Annotated in this window: 21 protein-coding genes and 2 tRNA genes; 13 read left to right on the plus strand and 10 right to left on the minus strand. The window is 70.2% G+C overall.

Going from position 1 to position 19,890, the window contains the following annotated elements; all coding sequences use genetic code 11:
- The first annotated feature begins 64 nt into the window (after nucleotides 1-64).
- From gyrA to M1L56_RS15010, 8 genes are all read left to right on the plus strand, one after another.
- The gene (gene gyrA / locus M1L56_RS14975) at nucleotides 65-2,587 is read left to right on the plus strand and encodes a DNA gyrase subunit A (protein WP_374257004.1); all 2,523 of its coding nucleotides are present in this window, start codon (nucleotides 65-67) and stop codon (nucleotides 2,585-2,587) included.
- Nucleotides 2,588-2,592: 5 nt separating this feature from the next.
- Nucleotides 2,593-2,997 (plus strand): DUF3566 domain-containing protein, encoded by a 405-nt coding sequence (locus M1L56_RS14980; RefSeq protein WP_067947550.1) that lies wholly within the window; start codon nucleotides 2,593-2,595, stop codon nucleotides 2,995-2,997.
- A 67-nt stretch (nucleotides 2,998-3,064) separates the two neighbouring features.
- A tRNA-Ile gene (locus M1L56_RS14985) sits at nucleotides 3,065-3,138 on the plus strand.
- Between the two features lie 40 nt (nucleotides 3,139-3,178).
- Nucleotides 3,179-3,251 (plus strand) — tRNA-Ala (locus M1L56_RS14990).
- A 72-nt stretch (nucleotides 3,252-3,323) separates the two neighbouring features.
- A complete protein-coding gene (locus M1L56_RS14995; RefSeq protein WP_308198882.1) occupies nucleotides 3,324-4,229 on the plus strand; it encodes a polysaccharide deacetylase family protein in 906 nt (301 codons plus the stop codon).
- A 116-nt stretch (nucleotides 4,230-4,345) separates the two neighbouring features.
- Nucleotides 4,346-4,564, plus strand: a complete 219-nt coding sequence (locus M1L56_RS15000) for a hypothetical protein (RefSeq protein ID WP_067947553.1) — start codon at nucleotides 4,346-4,348, stop codon at nucleotides 4,562-4,564.
- Between the two features lie 115 nt (nucleotides 4,565-4,679).
- A complete protein-coding gene (locus M1L56_RS15005; RefSeq protein ID WP_248599841.1) occupies nucleotides 4,680-5,474 on the plus strand; it encodes a hypothetical protein in 795 nt (264 codons plus the stop codon).
- A gap of 12 nt (nucleotides 5,475-5,486) precedes the next feature.
- A complete protein-coding gene (locus M1L56_RS15010) occupies nucleotides 5,487-5,930 on the plus strand; it encodes an NUDIX hydrolase (protein ID WP_248599842.1) in 444 nt (147 codons plus the stop codon).
- Between the two features lie 85 nt (nucleotides 5,931-6,015).
- On the opposite strand, the gene M1L56_RS15015 is transcribed toward M1L56_RS15010, so the two are convergent.
- The gene (locus tag M1L56_RS15015; protein ID WP_248599843.1) at nucleotides 6,016-6,261 is read right to left on the minus strand and encodes a hypothetical protein; all 246 of its coding nucleotides are present in this window, start codon (nucleotides 6,259-6,261) and stop codon (nucleotides 6,016-6,018) included.
- Nucleotides 6,262-6,838: 577 nt separating this feature from the next.
- A complete protein-coding gene (locus M1L56_RS15020) occupies nucleotides 6,839-7,387 on the minus strand; it encodes a hypothetical protein (RefSeq protein WP_248599844.1) in 549 nt (182 codons plus the stop codon).
- A gap of 121 nt (nucleotides 7,388-7,508) precedes the next feature.
- Between M1L56_RS15020 and M1L56_RS15025 the strand changes: the two genes are divergently transcribed.
- Together M1L56_RS15025 and M1L56_RS15030 are read left to right on the plus strand one after the other, a co-directional pair.
- Nucleotides 7,509-8,048 (plus strand): peptidylprolyl isomerase, encoded by a 540-nt coding sequence (locus M1L56_RS15025; RefSeq protein ID WP_067947568.1) that lies wholly within the window; start codon nucleotides 7,509-7,511, stop codon nucleotides 8,046-8,048.
- Between the two features lie 10 nt (nucleotides 8,049-8,058).
- The gene (locus tag M1L56_RS15030) at nucleotides 8,059-8,916 is read left to right on the plus strand and encodes a rhomboid family intramembrane serine protease (protein WP_248599845.1); all 858 of its coding nucleotides are present in this window, start codon (nucleotides 8,059-8,061) and stop codon (nucleotides 8,914-8,916) included.
- 220 nt (nucleotides 8,917-9,136) lie between these two features.
- Here the strand turns inward: M1L56_RS15030 and M1L56_RS15035 are convergent, their stop codons facing one another.
- On the minus strand, nucleotides 9,137-9,376 hold the full coding sequence (locus M1L56_RS15035; protein ID WP_248599846.1) for a cell division protein CrgA: 240 nt from the start codon (nucleotides 9,374-9,376) through the stop codon (nucleotides 9,137-9,139).
- Between the two features lie 71 nt (nucleotides 9,377-9,447).
- On the opposite strand from M1L56_RS15035, the gene M1L56_RS15040 reads away from it, so the two are divergent.
- Genes M1L56_RS15040 through M1L56_RS15050 form a run of 3 tightly spaced genes read left to right on the plus strand, consistent with a single transcriptional unit; the run spans nucleotide 9,448 to nucleotide 11,078 of the window.
- A complete protein-coding gene (locus M1L56_RS15040; RefSeq protein WP_248599847.1) occupies nucleotides 9,448-10,269 on the plus strand; it encodes a class E sortase in 822 nt (273 codons plus the stop codon).
- A gap of 3 nt (nucleotides 10,270-10,272) precedes the next feature.
- Nucleotides 10,273-10,431: a hypothetical protein gene (locus tag M1L56_RS15045; RefSeq protein ID WP_197466980.1), complete on the plus strand. Its 159-nt coding sequence runs from the start codon at nucleotides 10,273-10,275 to the stop codon at nucleotides 10,429-10,431.
- A complete protein-coding gene (locus M1L56_RS15050; RefSeq protein ID WP_248599848.1) occupies nucleotides 10,428-11,078 on the plus strand; it encodes an aminodeoxychorismate/anthranilate synthase component II in 651 nt (216 codons plus the stop codon). The genes M1L56_RS15045 and M1L56_RS15050 overlap by 4 nt, the downstream gene beginning before the upstream one ends.
- Here the strand turns inward: M1L56_RS15050 and pknB are convergent.
- From pknB to M1L56_RS15085, 7 genes are read right to left on the minus strand one after another with little or no spacing between them, the layout of a single operon-like run.
- On the minus strand, nucleotides 11,063-12,739 hold the full coding sequence (gene pknB, locus M1L56_RS15055) for a Stk1 family PASTA domain-containing Ser/Thr kinase (RefSeq protein ID WP_248599905.1): 1,677 nt from the start codon (nucleotides 12,737-12,739) through the stop codon (nucleotides 11,063-11,065). The genes M1L56_RS15050 and pknB overlap by 16 nt on opposite strands.
- 52 nt (nucleotides 12,740-12,791) lie before the next feature.
- Nucleotides 12,792-14,489: a serine/threonine-protein kinase gene (locus M1L56_RS15060; protein WP_248599849.1), complete on the minus strand. Its 1,698-nt coding sequence runs from the start codon at nucleotides 14,487-14,489 to the stop codon at nucleotides 12,792-12,794.
- A complete protein-coding gene (locus M1L56_RS15065; protein WP_067947577.1) occupies nucleotides 14,486-15,940 on the minus strand; it encodes a penicillin-binding protein 2 in 1,455 nt (484 codons plus the stop codon). Before M1L56_RS15065 ends, M1L56_RS15060 begins: the two co-directional genes overlap by 4 nt.
- Nucleotides 15,937-17,334: an FtsW/RodA/SpoVE family cell cycle protein gene (locus M1L56_RS15070; RefSeq protein ID WP_248599850.1), complete on the minus strand. Its 1,398-nt coding sequence runs from the start codon at nucleotides 17,332-17,334 to the stop codon at nucleotides 15,937-15,939. Before M1L56_RS15070 ends, M1L56_RS15065 begins: the two co-directional genes overlap by 4 nt.
- Nucleotides 17,327-18,559: a Stp1/IreP family PP2C-type Ser/Thr phosphatase gene (locus tag M1L56_RS15075; RefSeq protein ID WP_248599851.1), complete on the minus strand. Its 1,233-nt coding sequence runs from the start codon at nucleotides 18,557-18,559 to the stop codon at nucleotides 17,327-17,329. Before M1L56_RS15075 ends, M1L56_RS15070 begins: the two co-directional genes overlap by 8 nt.
- 3 nt (nucleotides 18,560-18,562) lie before the next feature.
- The gene (locus tag M1L56_RS15080; RefSeq protein ID WP_248599852.1) at nucleotides 18,563-19,096 is read right to left on the minus strand and encodes an FHA domain-containing protein; all 534 of its coding nucleotides are present in this window, start codon (nucleotides 19,094-19,096) and stop codon (nucleotides 18,563-18,565) included.
- Complete coding sequence (locus M1L56_RS15085; protein WP_248599853.1) at nucleotides 19,093-19,839, minus strand: DUF3662 and FHA domain-containing protein; 747 nt, start codon at nucleotides 19,837-19,839, stop codon at nucleotides 19,093-19,095. Before M1L56_RS15085 ends, M1L56_RS15080 begins: the two co-directional genes overlap by 4 nt.
- Nucleotides 19,840-19,890 lie beyond the last annotated feature (51 nt).

The raw sequence follows: 19,890 nt of genomic DNA on the forward strand, positions 1-19,890 counted from the left end.
CGACGAGAACGGCGAGGGCAACGGCATCCACGGTCGCATCGACCAGGTCGACCTCCAGCTCGAGATGCAGCGGTCGTACCTCGACTACGCCATGAGCGTCATCGTCGGGCGCGCGCTGCCCGACGTGCGCGACGGCCTGAAGCCCGTGCACCGCCGCGTCATCTACGCGATGTACGACGGCGGGTACCGGCCCGACAAGGCGTTCTCGAAGTGCTCGCGCGTCGTCGGCGACGTCATGGGCCAGTTCCACCCGCACGGCGACACGGCGATCTACGACGCGCTCGTCCGCCTCGTGCAGCCGTGGTCGATGCGCTACCCGCTGGCGCTCGGCCAGGGCAACTTCGGTTCGCCCGGCAACGACGGCGCGGCGGCGCCCCGGTACACCGAGACGAAGATGGCCCCGCTCGCGCTCGAGATGGTGCGCGACATCGAGAAGGACACCGTCGACTTCGGCGACAACTACGACGGTCGCACGCAGGAGCCGACAATCCTGCCGTCGCGCTTCCCGAACCTGCTGGTCAACGGCTCGGTCGGCATCGCGGTCGGCATGGCGACGAACATCCCGCCGCACAACCTGAGCGAGGTCGCGGCCGGTGCCCAGTGGTACCTCGAGCACCCGGACGCCACGCGCGAGGAGCTGCAGGAGGCGCTGATCCAGCGCATCAAGGGGCCCGACTTCCCGACGGGCGCCCAGATCCTCGGCACCCGCGGCATCCTCGACGCCTATCGCACGGGCCGCGGCTCGATCACGATGCGCGCCGTGGTCAACGTGGAGGAGATCCAGGGCCGCACGTGCCTCGTGGTCACCGAGCTGCCGTACCAGGTGAACCCCGACAACCTGGCGATCAAGATCGCCGACCTCGTGAAGGACGGCAAGCTCAGCGGCATCGCCGACATCCGCGACGAGTCGTCGGGTCGCACCGGCCAGCGACTCGTCATCGTGCTGAAGCGCGACGCGGTGGCCAAGGTCGTGCTGAACAACCTGTACAAGCACACGCAGCTGCAGGACAACTTCGGCGCGAACATGCTCGCGATCGTCGACGGCGTGCCGCGCACGCTGCCGATCGACGGCTTCATCGCCCACTGGGTCGACCACCAGATCGAGGTCATCGTCCGTCGCACCCGGTACCTCCTCAAGGAGGCCGAGGCGCAGGCGCACATCCAGCGCGGGTACGTGAAGGCGCTCGACGCGCTCGACGAGGTCATCGCGCTCATCCGCCGGTCGCCCGACGTCGACGAGGCCCGCACCGGGCTCATGGAGCTCCTCGACGTCGACCAGCTCCAGGCCGACGCGATCCTCGCCATGCAGCTGCGCCGCCTCGCGGCCCTCGAGCGCCAGAAGATCATCGACCGCCTCGCCGAGCTCGAGGAGCAGATCGCCGAGTACCAGGCGATCCTCGCCGACGAGTCCCGCCAGCGCGGACTCGTCTCCGACGAACTCGCCGAGATCGTCGACAAGTTCGGCGACGAGCGCCGCACGCACATCGTGCCCGGGTTCGACGGCGACATGTCGATGGAGGACCTCATCCCCGAAGAGGAGATGGTGGTCACGGTCACGCGCGGCGGCTACGTGAAGCGCACGCGCAGCGACAACTACCGGTCGCAGCATCGCGGCGGCAAGGGCGTCAAGGGCGCGCAGTTGCGAGCGGATGACGTCGTGGACCACTTCTTCGTCACGACGACCCACCACTGGCTCCTGTTCTTCACCAACCAGGGCCGCGTGTACCGGGCGAAGACGTACGAGGTGCAGGAGGGCGGCCGCGACGCCAAGGGCCAGCACGTCGCCAACCTCCTCGAGCTGCAGCCTGACGAGCAGATCGCCGAGATCCTCGACATCCGCGACTACGAGGTCGCGAAGTACCTCGTCCTCGCGACGCGCGACGGCCTCGTGAAGAAGACGGAGCTGACCGCGTACGACACCAACCGCTCGCGCGGCGTCATCGCGATCAACCTCCGCGACGGCGACGAGCTCGTCTCCGCGATGCTGGTCGACGAGCACGACGAGATCCTGCTCGTGTCGAAGAAGGGCATGTCGCTCCGCTTCGAGGCGACGGATGACGCGCTCCGCCCCATGGGGCGCGCCACGTCGGGTGTGAAGGGCATGAGCTTCCGCGCCGGCGACGAGCTGCTCGCGGCATCCGTCGTGCCGGGGTCGACCGAGGCCGAGGCCGCCGAGGCCGCCGCGGCACCGCCGGACGCGTCGGGCCAGAAGACGAGCCCCTCCGACGCGTACGTGTTCATCGTCACCGAGGGCGGCTATGCCAAGCGCACCCGCGTCGAGGAGTACCGCAAGCAGCAGCGAGGCGGACTCGGCATCAAGGTGGCCAAGCTGAACGACGATCGCGGCACGCTCGCCGGCGCGCTCATCGTCTCGCGCAACGACGAGGTGCTCGTGGTTCTTGCCAGCGGCAAGGTGGTACGCTCTGACGTCGCCGAGGTCCCCGCCAAGGGCAGGGACACGATGGGCGTGGTCTTCGCGAAGTTCGTCGCCGATGATCGCATCATCGCCATCGCGAAGAATTCCGAGCGGAATCTCGCGGAGGAGGCCGCCGAGACCGATGCGGCCGAGACCGCGGGAGAGGAGTGACCGTCATGAGTAGCGTCGCCGACAAGCTGGCCAAGAAGACCAACCGCAAGCCCCCGGGCAAGCAGGTGCGCCTGCGCCTGGTGTACATCGACTTCTGGTCGGCGGTGAAGCTGTCCTTCCTGGTCGCCGTGTGCCTCGCGGTGGTGAACATCGTGGCGTCGTTCCTCGTCTTCACGGTGCTGAGCTCGACCGGCATCTTCGAGCAGGTGAACAGCCTGGTCCAGGATGTCGCGGGCGCCGGCACCGACCTGCGCACGTTCTTCTCGCTCGGCAACGTGATGGGTTTCGCCGTCATCGTGTCGCTGCTGAACCTCGTCGTGACGACCGCCCTCGGCGCCGTCGTGGCGGTGCTGTACAACCTCAGCGTGAAGATCACGGGCGGCATCCTGGTCGGCTTCACCAACAGCTGATCGACCGGCTCCGGCTCGATTCGGAGATTCCCGCAGGGTCGGGTAGTCTGTCCTTCGGCCGAAATTCGGGGCTATAGCTCAGGCGGTTAGAGCGCTTCGCTGATAACGAAGAGGTCCCAGGTTCAAGTCCTGGTAGCCCCACTCCGATAACTCCACAACCGGATGCCACGCCATCCGCCTCGGGGCCTTAGCTCAGTTGGTAGAGCGCCTGCTTTGCAAGCAGGATGTCAGGAGTTCGAATCTCCTAGGCTCCACACTCCGTCGGCATGGCCGACCTCCCTCGCGGGAGTCCGACCTTCCCGGCAGTCATCGATGACGAGGCCCCTGTGACGCTCTCCCGACGCACCGCCCTCACGTGGATCGCGGCCTCGACCGCTGTTGCGACGCTCGGCGCCTGCGCCCCGCAGCCCTCCAGCGGATCCGCCGCGCCGACCCCGTCGCCGTCGGGCGGGGCGCGCCCCACGCCCACCCCGACGCCGACCCCGACGCCCACGCCGACTCCGACGGTCCCCGCGGCCCCGGACCTCGCGGCGATCGAGGAGCGCTACCGCACCGCGGTTCCGGCCGAGTGGGGCCTCCACGTGACGGGCGTGGTGAACCGGGCGCCCGAGGGCAGCACGGCGATCGCGCTCACGTTCGACGGCTGCGGCGGGTCCGGTGGCAGCGGGGTCGATCTCACCCTCATCGATGCGCTGCGCCGGCGGGAGGTCCCGGCGACCCTCTTCCTCAACCTCCGCTGGATCGAGGCGAATCCCGAACTCGCACGGGAGCTGGCCGCAGTGCCCTTCTTCGAGCTGGCCAACCACGGCACCGTCCACCGCCCGCTCTCCGTGAACGGGCGCTCCGCGTACGGCATCCAGGGCACGGGCTCGGTGCGCGAGGTCATCGACGAGGTGTGGACCAACCACCAGGCGCTCACCGAGCTCGTCGGGCGCCCGCCCCGCTGGTTCCGATCGGGCACCGCGCACTACGACGAGGTGGCCGTCCGCATCGTCGGGGATCTCGGCGAGACGGTCGTGGGGTTCGACGTCAACGGCGATGCCGGTGCGACGTTCGACGCCGGCACGGTCGAGGCATCCGTTCGATCGGCCACGCCGGGGTCGATCGTCATCGCGCACCTGAACCAGCCGTCGTCGGGCACGGCCCGGGGCGTCGACGCCGCGCTCGACCGCATGCTCGCCGACGGGGCGGTCTTCGGCTTCCCCGACGGCGCCGTACGACTCGCGCCGTGACCCGGGCGGAGTCGCCCTCCGAAGAATTTCCCATTCAGGTGCATCCGTTTCCGCGGTTCCGCCGGTAGTACTGGATGACGGGTGAACACGCACCCGACGACAGAAGGGGAAGTCCAATGAAGCGCATTCTCGCCACCGGATTCATCGCCGGACTCGCCACGTTCGGCTTCGCCGGCGCCGCGCACGCCGCGCCCGCCGACGCCGCGTGCTTCGGCCAGATCCACAAGACCCTCAACACCGAGGGCGCGCTCGGCTTCAACGGCGTCGGGGAGGTCGTCAAGGCAGCGGGCGGCCAGGGCAAGAACGAGACTGCGCGCGGGATCTGCGCCGGCTGAACGCACCCCTGACGCGCGAGGCACCGTCGTCGGCGGTCCGGAATCCACACATCCGGGCCGCCGTCGGCGTCTCGGAACGCCGATGACGTCGCCGCCGGTTGATACGGTCGTCGTCATGGGCACCGGCTCGCCGTCGTCGGGGCGCGCACGGGCGATCGCCGACCGGCTCCGCGCGGCCGGGAGCGTGTTCGCCGAGGAGGAGGCCGCCATCCTGCTCGATGCGGCGAGGGATGACGCCGAGCTCGCCTCGCTCGTCGCCCGCCGCGTCGCAGGTGAGCCGATCGAGCCGCTCGTGGGCTGGGTCCGCTTCGGTCCGCTCCGCCTCGAGGTCGGACCGGGCGTGTTCGTTCCGCGCCAGCGCTCGCTGCTGCTGGCGCGCGCCGCCGTGCGGGTCGTGCGGGCGCAGGACGAGCCGGTCGTGCTGGAGCCCTTCTGCGGCGTCGCCCCGATCGCGGCCACGGTGGCCGCCGCGGTTCCGACGGCCGAGATCCACGTCACGGACGTCGACGCGACACCGCTCCGGTTCGCGCGACGGAACCTGCCGTCCGGCGCGCAGGTGTACCAGGGCGCCGGGCTCGCGCACCTTCCCATGGCGCTTCGCGGTCGGGTCTCGCTCGCGGCATCCGTGCCGCCGTACGTGCCCGACGGCGATCGACATCTCGTGCCCCGAGAGGCGCTCGAGCACGAGCCGCCGGCCGCGCTGTTCGCCGGCGCGGACGGCCTCGATCACGTGCGCGATCTCGTGACCGGGCTCGCAGGATGGCTGCGCCCGGACGGACGGGCAATCATCGAGCTGCACCGGTCGCAGTGGAGCGCCGCCGCCGAGCATGCGCGGGCGCAGGGGTGGCGCGCGTCGCGTCGCACCGGCTCGGACGGCCAGACGGTGCTCCTCGATCTGCGGGCCGGGTAATACAGTGGCGTGATGGACATCCGCATCGCCGCGTACGGGGTCATCATCCGCGACGATGCCATCCTGCTCTCGCACTGGAACGAGCACGGGCGCTCGGCGTGGACCCTGCCCGGCGGGGGGATCGAACTGCCCGAGCATCCCTACGACGCCGCGATCCGCGAGATCCAGGAGGAGACCGGCTACGACGCCGAGATCGAGCGGCTCCTGGGGATCGACACGATGGTGGTGCCCGCGGCGAGACGGCACCACGGTTCGGCTTCGCTCTACGCGATGCGGGTCGTCTACCGCGCGCGCGTGACCGGCGGCGAACTGCGCAACGAGGTCGGCGGCTCGAGCGACGAGGCCCGCTGGTTCCCGCTCGACGAGGTGCGGAACCTGACCCGGGTGAGCCTGCTGGACATCGCCCTGCGCATGAACGACGAGCAACCCGCCGCCGGCATCCTGCCGAAGCGCTGAGCGCGCCAGCCCCGGAGACGGCGACGGCCCCGTCCGGCGGGCGGACGGGGCCGTGCGGTCGGGTCCTGCACGGTGGCCATGACGATCAGAGCGTCCGGGCCAGCAGGGCGAGGGTGGTGAAGTTCGACTCGCGCAGGCGGTCGGCCTCGCGCTGGAGCTCCGCGCGACGGCGCGGGTCCTCGCGGAGGCGACGTGCCTCGGAGGCCCGGCTCCACGCCAGGAGCGCGAGGCCCGCACGGCGCGCGAGGCGCTCCTGCAGGCGGCCGGCTCCGGCTCGAACGGCGTGCGCCGGTTGAGCGGTCGAACGTTGGGCGGTGAGTGCGGTGTTCACGGTGGTGTCCTTCTTCGGAGGTGGTGCGAACGGATGGCGCGCGCGGCAACGCGCACCGGGAGGAGACGAGTGGGAGCCCCGGGACGTCGCGCGGCGGCATCCGTCGTCGGCATGGACGCGGAGGAGCCGCTCGGATCGAGTCGAGGGGAGTGGCCGGCGGCTCGAGGCGTCGGGAGACGCGGAGCGATGAGCGGATGCCGGTGTGACGGGCGCTGCTCAGGAACGAGCGAGCATCGTCAGGCGGGTGCGGACCCTGCGGTCAGCGCGCGAGCGCGAACGGTCAGCAGGCCGCGAAGGGGGCGCCGAGGAAGGCGACCTCAGCGCGGATCGGGGTGTGCGTGTGCCGGATCATCATGTGGGTCTCGCCTCCTCTCGTTTGCCGTCGTGGCGGGCCGAGAGACGACATTAGCGGGAACCGCGATCGGATTGCAAGGGAATTCCCAGAATCTGGTGAAAGCGCCCACTGGCGCCTCGAGTTCGTGCTCGAGTGCGAGCCGGAGCGCGTGCGCGAGCGTGCCCCGAACACGGCGAAGGCCCCCGCCCGGATGGGCGAGGGCCTTCGAGAAACCGTGGTGCGTCAGATCACCGGCGACGGGCTGGCCTCGGAGCCGGCCGTGCTCGATGCCGACGGCATCGGCTCGTCGTCGGCGACCCACAGCTCGTCGTCGGCGCGGAACGTCTGCCAGACCGCGTAGGCCACACCGGCCGCGGCGATCACTCCGGCCCCGATGGCGAGGTACGTACCTACGCCGGGACCCTGCTTCTGCTTCACCACCGCAGCGGCACGCGGCGACACGCGCGCGAGCGCGCGGCGGACCCGCGTGTCGTTGGCGACGTCGCCGACGGACATGATCGCGCCCAGTGCCGTGCCGAGCGCACGCTCGGCGGTCCGGCCGGCGCCTCGGGCGACCGTGCGGGCCTGGTCGAGGCCCGGACGGACGTAGCTCTCGTAGCCCGTGCGCACTCGCGGAACGACCTCCTCCTGCGCGAGCAGGTTCAGCTGGTGGCTCGCCTCGCGGGCGACCTTGGCCGCCTGGTCGAGCACGTCCTGCTGGCCCCCCCACAGTTCCTCTGCACTGCTGCGCAGCCGCTTGAGTTCCTTCCGGCGCTTGCGTGACAGGCTCATCTCGACCTCCATCGTTGTGCAGCGAACTCCTCCATCCTGCCACCGAACCGGCTGGATGTGGGGTGGGAGTACGGGGGGTTGCATACCGCGCGGCGAATCCCCACGTGCGAGAATCGACGTCATGCCGAATCCCACCGCAGTCGCGACGATCACCACCAACCACGGCGACATCAAGGTCGATCTGTACGGCCACCACGCCCCCAAGACCGTCGAGAACTTCATCGGCCTCGCGACGGGCGAGATCGAGTGGACCCACCCCGCCACCGGCCAGAAGTCCACCGACCCGCTGTACGACGGCGTCATCTTCCACCGCATCATCCCCGGCTTCATGATCCAGGGCGGCGACCCGCTCGGTCAGGGCGTGGGCGGCCCGGGCTACCGCTTCGACGACGAGATCCACCCCGAGCTCGACTTCTCCGAGCCCTACGTCCTGGCCATGGCGAACGCCGGCATCCAGGGCGGTCGCGGCACGAACGGCTCGCAGTTCTTCATCACGGTCGGCCCGACCACGTGGCTGCACGGCAAGCACACCATCTTCGGCAAGGTGACGGATGCCGCGAGCCAGGCGGTGGTCGACAAGCTCGCCGCCGTGCCGACCGACGGCCGCGACCGTCCGCTCGACGACGTCGTGATCGAGAAGATCACGGTCGACCGCCGCTGAGTCCCCGACGGTGAGCGACGCGGCGCCCGAGCGCGAGAGCTTCTGCTACCGGCATCCGGACCGCCAGAGCTTCGTGCTCTGCCAGCGGTGCGGCCGCACGATCTGCGGTGAGTGCCAGACGCCGGCTCCGGTCGGGGTGATCTGCCCGGAGTGCATGCGCGAGCAGCGCGCGACGGCGCCGCGGACCAAGCCCGCCGTGCTGACGCGGGCGCGGTCGGCCGCGGAGCGCGGGGCGCCCGTCGTCACCTACTCGATCATCGGCGTGACGCTGGTGGTCTTCGTGCTGCAGCTCATCCCGGGGTTGGCGGTGACCGACCGCCTGCTCTATGCGGGCGTGTACTCGCTGCCGTTCAACTTCGAGCCGTGGCGCATGCTGACCGCGCTCGTCGTGCACTCGACCGGGCTGCTCTTCCACGTGGCCCTGAACATGTACACGCTGTGGATCTTCGGCCAGCTGCTCGAGGGCGTGCTCGGGCGGTGGCGGTTCCTGACGCTGTACCTCATCTCGGGGTTCGCGGGCTCGGTCGCCGTGCTGTGGCTCGCCGACCCGCGCACGGGCGTCGTCGGCGCCTCGGGGGCGATCTTCGGCCTCATGGGCGCGTTCCTCGTCATCCAGCGCCGCCTGGGCGGCAACGCGACCCAGCTGCTCATCCTCGTCGGCATCAACCTCGTCATCGGGTTCGTGCCGGGCTTCAACATCTCGTGGCAGGCCCACCTCGGCGGCCTCATCGGCGGCGCCCTCGTCGGCCTCATCTACGTCGAGACGCGCAAGCGCGACCAGCGCGGGCTCCAGGTCGGCCTGCTCGCGGCCCTGGTGGCCGTGCTGGTGGTGCTCTCGCTGCGGTACTTCTACCTTCCGCTCTTCTGAGCGGGGTGCGGCCTCGAGTCGGGGTTATCCACAACGCTGTCCACAGTTGGGGAGAGTTACACCGGTGTGATTCCGAACATCGTCCGGAAATCCGCGTTTTCCCGGCGTCCACAGCTTGTGGATGGTGTGGAGAACCCTGTGGATGATGTGGATAACACTGTGCAGAGATACGACGAAGGGGCGGATGCCGCAGCATCCGCCCCCTTCGTATCGTCGCCGGTCAGCGCCAGCGTGTGGTCATCAGGAAGCCGATGAAGGCGATGCCGAACCCGATCAGGATGTTCCACGACCCGAGGTCGGCCACCGGAAGCGCACCCTGGCTCACGTAGAACACGATGATCCAGAGGAGGCCGAGCAGCATGAACCCGAACATGACGGGCTTGAACCAGACGGGATTCGGCGCGTCCTCGCCGCTCGGCTGCTCCGCGCGAGCGGGCTTCGAAGAATTCGTGCGTGCCATGCCCGAGATTCTAGTCGATCCGCCGCGGGCACTCGGAGACCGCACATCCGAGGGCGAATAGAATCGCCCGTATGCCCGGAGGCCTGATCGAGGACCGGGTCGATCCCGCCGACGCCGAGGAACGGCCCGAGCGATCCGGCGCGCCCGAACCCGCGCGTTCCCGGGTGAGCTTCGTCGGCGTCCTCGGCGAACTCCTCGTCACGGCCGGCGTCCTCATCCTGCTCTTCCTGGGCTGGCAGCTCTGGTGGAACGACGCCATCATGGCGTCGCAGCAGTCGGATGCGGCATCCGTGCTCTCGTCGGAGTGGCGCGAACAGGCGCGGGCCCAGCACGGCGACACCCCGCCGCCCTCGCCCGAGGGCTACGGCGACCCCGTCGTCGACACCACCGCGTACGGCAACGGCGAGGCCTTCGCGGTCATGTACGTGCCGCGGTTCGGCGAGAACTCCCAGCGCGGGATCGCCGAGGGCATCGGCCTCGACGTGCTCAACAGCTTCCAGCTCGGGGTCGGCCACTACCCCGGAACGCAGATGCCCGGCGAGGTGGGCAACTTCGCCATCGCCTCGCATCGCAGCGCGTACGGCGGCGGGATGCACGAGATCGAGCAGCTGCAGCTCGGCGACGGCATCTTCATCCAGACGCGCGACGGCTGGTACACCTACCGGTTCCGCGACTTCGAGTACGTCACGCCCGACACGGTCGACGTGCTCGCGCCCGTGCCGCACCGACCGGACCTCCAGCCCACGGACCGCATCATCACGCTCACGAGCTGCAACCCCCTCTACTCGACCGCCGAGCGCATCATCGCGTACGGCGTCCTCGAGTCGTGGCAGCCCATCAGCGCCGGCCCGCCGGACGAGATCGCCGCGCAGGTCGCGGCGTGGGGGGAGTAGGACGTGTACGCAGCGCTCTGGCGCATCCTTCCCGGACCCGTCTGGGTCCGCATCCTGCTGCTCGCGGTGATCGCCGCCGCAGTGGTGTTCGCGCTGTTCACCTGGGTTTTCCCCTGGCTGGACGGCATCGTCAACCCAATCGACGTCACGGTGGAGCAATGACCCGGATCCTCGTCATCGACAACTACGACAGCTTCGTCTACACGCTGAACGGCTACCTGCAGGAGCTCGGCGCCGAGACCGAGGTCGTCCGCAACGACGACATCGCCGTGGCGGACGTCGCCGCACGCATCGCCGAGTACGACGGCGTCCTCATCTCGCCCGGACCGGGCAAGCCCGCCGACGCGGGCGTCTCGATCCCCGTGGTCGACGCCGCGCTCGAGTCGGGGCAACCGCTGCTGGGAGTGTGCCTCGGACACCAGGCGATCGCGGAGGCGTTCGGAGCGACGGTCACGAACGCCGAGGAGCTCATGCACGGCAAGACGTCGCGCATCGTGCACGACGACAGCGCGTTCTACGCGGGCGTGCCGCAGCCGTTCACGGCGACCAGGTACCACTCGCTCGCCGTCGTGGACGGCACCGTGCCGAGCGACCTCGTGGTGACCAGCCGCACGCAGGGCGGGGTCATCATGGGACTCCGGCACGAGTCCGCGCCGATCCACGGCGTCCAGTTCCACCCGGAGTCGGTGCTGACCGAGGGCGGCTACCGCATGCTCGGCAACTGGCTCGCCGACACCGGACTCGCCGAGGCGTCCGAGCGCGCACGCGCGCTGAACCCGCTCGTCAGGGTCGCTCAGCCCGCGCAGTAGACGAGCTCGACCTCGGACTTCTGCGGCACGTCGCCGGGCGCCAGCGACTGGCGCACGACCGGCGACCCGGCCTGCGACGGGCAGTCCGGATCGGGCACGGGCACGGGCGTGAGCTGCAGCGTGGAGGAGCCGAGGTACGACGAGGCGGCCTGCAGCGACTGGCCGGTGAGGTCGGGCAGCGTGACGTTGCCGCTCGAGACCGTGAAGTTGACCGTCGATCCGGTCTCGACCGAGGCGCCGGCCTCCGGATCGGTGCCGAGCACCGTGCCCGCTGCGACGGTCGGAGAGTTCTGCCGTGTCTCGCTTCCGGCCACCAGTCCCGCGCCCTCGAGGTCGGCCTTGGCCTCCTCGAGCGTCTTGTTCACGACATCCGGGACCGCGACCGCCTCGCGACCCGTCGAGATGAACACCCGGATCGGCGTGCCCGTGTCGACGATCTCGCCCTCGGCGGGCTCGGTCCGGATCACCTCGCCCGCGGGCACGGTGTCGTTCGTCTCGTCGATCCGCGTCGCGGGGAGCGTCAGCGCCTGCAGTTCGTTCGCCGCCTCCTCCCACGTCGCGCCGGCGAGCGAAGGCACTTGCCTCGCGTTCGACGGCAGGTCGTCGGCGGGCTGGAGGTTGAAGGCCCAGTACATGACCGCGACGACGATGACGACGACCGCGATGATGCCCGACCAAATCCAGATCGCCGGTGGGCGCCGCTGCGTGCGCGTCATCGTGTCGTCCTCGGCGAGCTGGCGCAGGGCCAGCTCGGACGTCGACAGCGACCCGGTGTCGGTGCCGAAGAACAGCGCCGTCTCGTCGACCTTCCGATTCACGGGCACCCGGCCCGCCGCCGCCTCCTCGACCTCGGCCCGGAACTCCGCGGCGGTCTGGTAGCGGATGTCGCGGTCCTTCGCGAGCGCGTGCAGGACCACGACATCGAGGGCGGGCGAGACCTTGGGGTTGATGACGCTCGGCTTGACCGGCCGCTCGCTCACGTGCTGGTACGCGACCGCGACCGGGGTGTCGCCGCGGAAGGGCGGACGCCCGGTCAGCATCTCGAAGAGCACGACGCCGGTGCTGTAGAGGTCGGTGCGCGCGTCGACCGGTTCGCCCTTCGCCTGCTCGGGCGAGAAGTACGAGGCCGTGCCGAGGATCGCGGTGGTCTGCGCGACCGTCGTGGCGGAGTCGGAGACCGCACGCGCGATGCCGAAGTCCATCACCTTCACCTGGCCGGTGGTCGTGATCATGATGTTGCCCGGCTTGATGTCGCGGTGCACGACCCCGGCGCGATGCGAGTACTCGAGCGCGGTGAGGACGCCCTCGATGACGCGCGCCGCCGCGAGCGGCTCGAGCGGGCCCTCGTGGATGATGTCCTTCAGCAGCCGGCCCTCGACGTACTCCATGACGATGAAGGGCAGCTGCACCTCATGACCGGAGCGGTCGAGCACCGTCTCCTCGCCGGCGTCGAAGACGCGCACGATGGTCGGATGCGCCATCCGTGCGGCCGACTGCGCCTCCTGCCGGAACCGCATGCGGAACGACGGGTCGGTCGCGAGCTGGGGCTTCAGCAGCTTGATCGCGACCTGTCGGCCGAGGCGCGTGTCGGTGCCCTCGTGGACGTCGGCCATGCCACCGCGCCCGATGAGCGCACCCACGCGGTATCGACCCGCGAGCATGCGACCTTCATCGTTCACGGTTCCTCCGATCGGTAGGGCTCTCGGCTGCGGACTAGGGCGCGACGGTCACCGGGGCGGCCGGCGAGAACGGCGAGTCGAGCTGGCCGCAGAAGTACCGGTAGGTCACCTCGAACGACTGGCTGCCGGCCTGCACGTTGACGCTCCGCGTGTTGGCGCCGACGGGGCTCGGCGCGGTCGCGTCTCCCGTCACGGCGACCTCGTACCCGCTGAGCTGTTGGCCGGAGGGGCAGCTCGCCGCGGGCCAGCTGACCTCGACGAGACCGCCCGGCTCGACCTCGGCCGGGTTCACGGTGGGCGCGTTGCCCGGGGCGCTCGGGGTCTCGGGAGCGCCGAGGTAGGTGACCGTGATCGCGGAACCGACGGCGAGGGTGCCGCTCGGGTTCACGTCGGAGACGGTGTTGGCCTGGTCGGGCGAGGTCGCCGCCGCACCCTGCTGGGTCGTGACGGCGAATCCGGCCTGCTCGAGCTCGGCGCGCACCTCGTCGACGTTCCGGCCGATGTAGGCGGCGCGGTCGACGACGACGGTCTGCGGCGCCTCAGAGGTGGGCGGCGGGGGCGCCTCGCTCGTCGTCTGCGGAGGTGCCGACGTGGTCTGCGGCGGCGTCGAGCGCGTGGGGTTCGGCTCGTCGTCGCCGCCGCCGAGGGCGAGGGCGATCAGCGTGCCGATGAGCACGAGCGCGAGCAGGATGATGAGCACGATCAGCGGCCAGGTCCACGGGCTGCGCTTCTTCTTCTCAGGCTCGCCGAGCTCTTCCTCGGTCTCGGTCGTGGTGACCGCGGCCGCGCCGGCCGGGAGGACGGTCGTTGCGGCCGTTCCCGGGCCGGACTGCTGGGGCAGGATCGCCGTGGCGGCGGTCGCGCCGGCCGCGGCGCCGAGCACCGCGGGGACCGCGGCGGCAGCGCCGCGCACGTCGCCCCGACGGAGGGCGTTCGCCGCGCGCGCCAGGTGCGCGGCGGTCTGCGGCCGATCGGCCGGGTTCTTCGCGATGCACGAGTAGACGAGGTTGCGCACCGGCTCGGACACCGTCACCGGAAGGTCGGGCGGCGTCTCGTTGATCTGCGCCATCGCGATCGCGACCTGCGACTCGCCGGTGAAGGGACGGCGGCCCGCGAGCGCCTCGTAGGCGACGATGCCGAGCGAGTAGATGTCGGTCGTCGGCGAGGCCGGGTGTCCGGACGCCTGCTCGGGCGAGAGGTACTGCACGGTGCCCATGACCTGGCCGGTCGCGGTGAGCGGCACCTGGTCGGCGATCCGGGCGATGCCGAAGTCGGTGATCTTGACGCGCCCGTCGGGCGTGATGAGCAGGTTGCCGGGCTTGATGTCGCGGTGCACGAGGCCCGCGGCGTGCGCCGCCTGCAGCGCGCTCGCGGTCTGGGCGACGATGTCGAGCACCTTGTCGGTGGGGAGCACGTGCTCGCGCTCGAGGATCGTCGAGAGGGCCTCGCCGGGGACGAGTTCCATCACGAGGAAGGCGCTGCCCTCCTCCTCGCCGTAGTCGAAGACGTTCGCGATGCCCTCGTGGTTGACCAGCGCAGCGTGGCGGGCCTCGGCGCGGAACCGCTCGAGGAAACCGGGGTCGCCGAGGTACTCGTCCTTGAGGATCTTGATGGCGACCTGCCGCCCGATGACGAGGTCGGTGGCCTGCCACACCTCGCCCATGCCGCCGATGGCGATCCGGGACTGCAGTTCGTAGCGCCCACCGAAGGTGAGCCCTGCGCTCGGTCTCATTTGTTCAGCACCGCCTCTAGTACCTTCTTCGCAACCGGCGCGGCAACACCGTTGCCGAACCCTTCCTGACCTAGTCCCCCGCCGTCTTCCACGAGGACCGTGATCGCATACTGAGGGTCGTCGGCGGGGGCGAACCCGGTGAACCAGAGGGTGTATGGATCGTCCTCGCCGTTCTCCGCGGTTCCGGTCTTACCGGCCACGCTGACGCCGTCTATTCTTGCATTACTCGCCGCGCCGTTCTCGACGCCGTCGACCATCATCTCGGTCATCGTCTGGGCGGTCTGCGCGCTGATCGCACGGCCGAACTCCGAGGCCGAGAACTCCTCGATCGTGCGGAAGTCGGGTGCCGTGATCGAGTCGACCAGGTCGGGGTTCATGACGATCCCGTCGTTGGCGATCGCCGCCGAGACCATCGCCATCTGCAGGGGCGTCGCCCGCACGTCGCCCTGTCCGAATCCGGTGAGCGCGGTCTGCGGCTCGTCCGGGTCGCCGGGGTACGTGCTCGTCTCGGTCGGGTTGGGCGTCGTGAAGTTGGAGTTGAACCCGAACTTCTCCGCCTGCGCGCGGATCGCGTCGTCGCCGAGCTGGAGTGCGAGCTCGGCGAACGGGATGTTGCACGAGAGCCGGAGCGCCGTCGCCAGCGTGACCTCCGAGCCGCCGCCGCACGTGCCACCGCTCGAGTTGCGGACGACCGAGCTCGTGCCGGGCAGCGTGAACTCGGCCGGGTTGGGGAAGGTGCTGTCGGGCGTGAACTGCCCCGACTCCAGCGCGGCGGCGGTCATGACGAGCTTGAACACCGATCCGGGCGGGTTCATGTCGCCGCCCGTGGCGCGGTTGAAGAGCGGGTCGCCCGGATCCTCGACGAGCGCCTGGTAGGTCTCCTCGACCTGCGTTCCGCTGTGCACTGCGAGGGCGTTCGGGTCGTACGTGGGCTTGGTGACCATGGCGAGGATGCGGCCGGTCGCGGGCTCGGTCACGATGACCGCGCCCGTGTAGTCGCCCAGCGCGTCCCAGGCCGCCTGCTGCGCGACCGGATCGATCGCGACCTCCACGGAGGCGCCCATGGGGTCCTGTCCGGAGATCAGCCGGTTCAGGGAGTCGAAGAACTGGGACTCGGACTGGCCGCTCAGCACGGGGTTGAGCGACTGCTCCAGGCCGGTCGCCTCTCCGTTCACCGGGATGAAGCCGGTGATGGGCGCGTAGAGCGGCCCGTTGGCGTAGATCCGTTGGAACTTGTAGTCGTCGTCGCTCGGCTCGGAGTACGCGATGGGCTCCCCGCCGACGAGGATGGGTCCGCGTTCGACCGAGTAGCTCTCGTACAGGGTGCGCGCGTTCCGCGGGTCGGCGGCGAGGTTCGACGCCTGGACGTACTGGATGACGGTCGTCGCGACGAACAACGTCAGGAACATGAGGAGGGCGACGATCGTCACCCGCTTGAGCTCGCGGTTCATCCGTCGATCACCAGCCTCGGGTGGTTGCGAACCGTGTCGGACAGTCGGAGGAGGAGGGCCACGATGATCCAGTTCGCCACGAGCGAGGATCCGCCGGCGGCGAGGAACGGCGTGGTGAGGCCCGTCAGGGGGATGACGCGGGTCACGCCGCCGACGACGATGAAGACCTGCAGCGCGACCACGAACGACAGGCCCACGCCGAGGAGCTTGCCGAAGTCGTCCTGGCCGGCGAACCCGATGCGGAAACCGCGCGCGACGAAGAGGACGTACAGCCCGAGGATCACGAAGACGCCCGCGAGCCCGAGCTCCTCGCCGAGGCTCGCGATGATGTAGTCGCTCTGCGGCACGGGCGTGAGGTCGGGACGGCCCTGGCCGAGCCCCGTACCGATCAGGCCGCCGTTCGCGAGCCCGAACAGCCCCTGCACGAGCTGGTAGGACCCGCCGGCCGCCTCGTAGACCTCGGGGTTGAATGCGTCGAGCCAGTTCCGGAATCGGCCGTTGACGTACTCGAGCGTCTGGCTCGCGAAGATCGCGCCGCCGAAGAACAGCGTCAGGCCGAGGACGACCCAGGAGAGCCGGCTGGTCGCGACGTACAGCATGACGAGGAACAGGCCGAAGTAGAGGAGCGCCGTTCCGAGGTCGCGCTGGAAGACGATGACCGACATCGATAGCGCCCAGACCACGAGCAGCGGTCCGAGGTCGCGGGCCCGCGGGAACTTCATCCCGAGGAACCGGCGGCCCACCATGGACAGCGAGTCGCGGTTGCGCACGAGGTAGCCGGCGAAGAACACGGCCAGCGCGATCTTCGCGATCTCACCCGGCTGGAACGTGGCGATGTCGCCGAATCCGATCCAGACCCGCGCTCCGCTCACCTCGCGTCCGAGCCCCGGGACGAGCGGCAGCAGGAGCAGCACGATCGCGATGAGTCCCGACACGTAGGTGTAGCGGAACAGGGTCCGGTGGTTGCGCAGCAGCAGGATCGTCGCGATCGCGGCGATGATCGCGATCGCGCTCCACACGATCTGGCGTACCGCGGCGCTCTGCCAGCCCGCGTCGCCGTACGCGATGTCGATGCGGTAGATCATCGCGATGCCGAGGCCGTTGAGCAGCGTCGCGATCGGCAGGAGGAACGGGTCGGCGTCGCGCGCGACGAACCGCATCGCGATGTGCAGGCCGAACACGAGCGCCGACAGGCCGGCGCCGAGCAGCACGAGCTGGGTGTCGACGCGTCCCATCGCACCGAGCTGCACGAGCACGATCGCGCCCGCGTTGATGAGGCACGCGGCGAGCAGCAGCCAGAACTCGAGGTTGCGCAGCTTCTGGGGCAGGCGGATGCGGCGGACGCCCTCGGTCGCGGGCGCGCGCTCGTCGGGTCGGGTGGCGCGGTCAGTCAACGGATTCCCCCAATCGCGCCACGATCCGCCGCGCCTCCTCGAGGGAGCCGGCGCTGATCGTCTGTTCGACGCGTTGCTGGTCGTAGGTCCGCAGGTCGGCGATGTCGATCGGCGTCTCGGAGTGCAGCTGGCTCAGGGTGATCGGGCCGAGATCCTGCTGGATGCCCTGGTAGATCGCCACGCGCCCGTTGTAGTCGCCCACGTAGTAGCGGGTCTGGGTCCACTGGTAGCCGACGACGAACGCGGTGACGATCGCGCCGATGAGGAGGACGATCCACAGGCTCCAGATCATCCGGCGGCGCCGGCGTCGGCGTTCGTCCTCTTCGATCAGCTCGTCGAAGTACTCCTCCGAGTCCGGCTCGAAGTGCGTCTCCTGCACCGGGTGCGGTCGGAACGGGGTGAGGCGGATGCCGGGTCGCCGGGCGGGTTCGGGCGTGCCGAAGGCGAGCGGCGCGGCGGCGGAGCCGACGACGAGCGGCGGCGTGTCGGGCGCGGGCGGGTCGCCGATGTCGACGACGACGACGGTGACGTTGTCGGGCGCGCCGCCGTCGAGGGACGCCTTGACGAGGCGGTCGGCGACCTGCTTCGCGCCTGCGTCGGACGAGAGCATCTCGTGGATCTCGTCGAACGGGACCACGCCCGAGAGCCCGTCGGAGCAGAGCATCCACCGGTCGCCCGGGTGCGTGTCGATGACGAGCGTGTCGATCTCCGGCGAGGCCTCCACGTCGCCGAGCACGCGCATGAGCACCGAGCGCCGCGGGTGCACCATGGCCTCCTCGGCGGTGATGCGGCCGGCGTCGACGAGTCGCTGCACGAACGTGTGGTCGGTGGAGACCTGGCTCAGCTCGCCCGAACGCAGGAGGTAGACGCGCGAGTCGCCGATGTGGGCGATGACGACGCGGTCCTGCTGCACGAGCATCGCACTCACCGTGGTGCCCATGCCGGTCAGCTCCGAGTGGTCGGCGACCGTCTCCTCGAGCGTGCGGTTGGCCGAGAGCAGCGCCTGCTCGAGCGCGGCCACGGCCTCGGCGGATGACGGGTAGTCGGTGTCGGCGACCTCGGCGATGCGCTGCGTGGCGATCGCGCTCGCGACGTCGCCGCCGGCGTGGCCGCCCATGCCGTCGGCGACGAGGAACAGCCGGCGCCCGGCGTACCCGGAGTCCTGGTTGTTCGAGCGGACCCGTCCGACGTGCGAGACCGCAGCGCTCGCCTTGACGCTGGCCATGGGCTACCGCCGCAGCTCGAACGTCGTCGCCCCCACCTTGACGGTGGCTCCGAGCGGGATGGGCTGCGGCACGGTGACCCGGGAGCCGTTGAGGAACGTGCCGTTGGTGGAGTCGAGGTCCTGGATCATCCAGCGGCCGTTCCACAGCATGAGCCGGGCGTGATGCGTCGAGGTGTAGTCGTCGCGGATGATGATCGCCGAGTCGCTGGACCGGCCGATCGTGATCTCATCGCGACCGAGGGGGAACTCGGCGCCCGCCTTGGCGCCGGAGGTGATCACGAGCCGGGTGGCGTTCTCGCTCGTGGCATCCGCGCCGCCGCCGCCGGAGGGCGGCGCCGGACGGTTCACCGCGGCGGTGGGGGCCGCGGGTCCGGCCGACGGGGCCGGTGCAGGTCCCGCGGCCGCGACATCCGGCTGCAGCTTCCGCACGCGCTGGCCGAAGAGGTCGCTGCGGAGCGCGTACACGATCGCGAAGACGAACACCCACAGCAGCACGAGGAAGCCGAGCTGGAGGACGAGGAGGGTCAGTTCACTCATTCGGCCGGCCCCCAGAAACCGCCCGCATCGCGGCGCTGACCGGGGTCGACTCGTCGCCCGACGGCGGTGTCGGACGGATCGGCTTGGGCGAGCACCCGGAACACGATACGCGAGCGCCCGATGCTGATGACGGAGTCGGGCTCGAGCACCGCCTCCTTCACGGGGGCGCCGTTCAACTGCGTGCCGTTCGTCGATCCGAGGTCGCGCAGGCGCGCGCGCTGGCCGTCCCACTGCACCTCGACGTGGCGGCGCGAGGCGCCGGCGTCGTCGAGCGTGACATCCGCTTCGCTGCCGCGGCCGATCACGGTGCGGCCCTTGAGGAGCGGGTACCGCCGGCCGTCGACGTCGAGGACCGGGGTCCACGCGACACGGCCCTTCACGTTCTGCGAGTCGACCTGGACCATGCCCTCGGACAGGCTCGTGTCGGCCTGCAGCTCGATGCGGATGCCGCCGGCGAACTGGAAGCGCTGGCTCGCCGCATGCTTCTGCACGAGGTCGACGAGTTCGTCGATGAGCGCCGGTCCGAGCGACGACATGCGCTCGTAGTCGGCAGGCGACATGCGCACCGCGAACCGGTTCGGCACGAGCACGCGGTCGCGTGACACGACCGCCGCCTTCGTGTCGATCTCGCGCTTGAGCGCCGCGGTGATCTCGACGGGCTGCAGCCCCGAGCGGAAGGTCTTCGCGAAGGCGCCGTTGACGGCGCGCTCGAGACCCTTCTCGAAGTTGTCCAGTAGGCCCACAGGTCTCCCGTCCGGTCCGTGACTCGACTGACATGCTAGCCCCAGCCCGTG

Source organism: Agromyces sp. C10, from assembly GCF_023217995.1.
Classification (GTDB): domain Bacteria; phylum Actinomycetota; class Actinomycetes; order Actinomycetales; family Microbacteriaceae; genus Agromyces; species Agromyces indicus.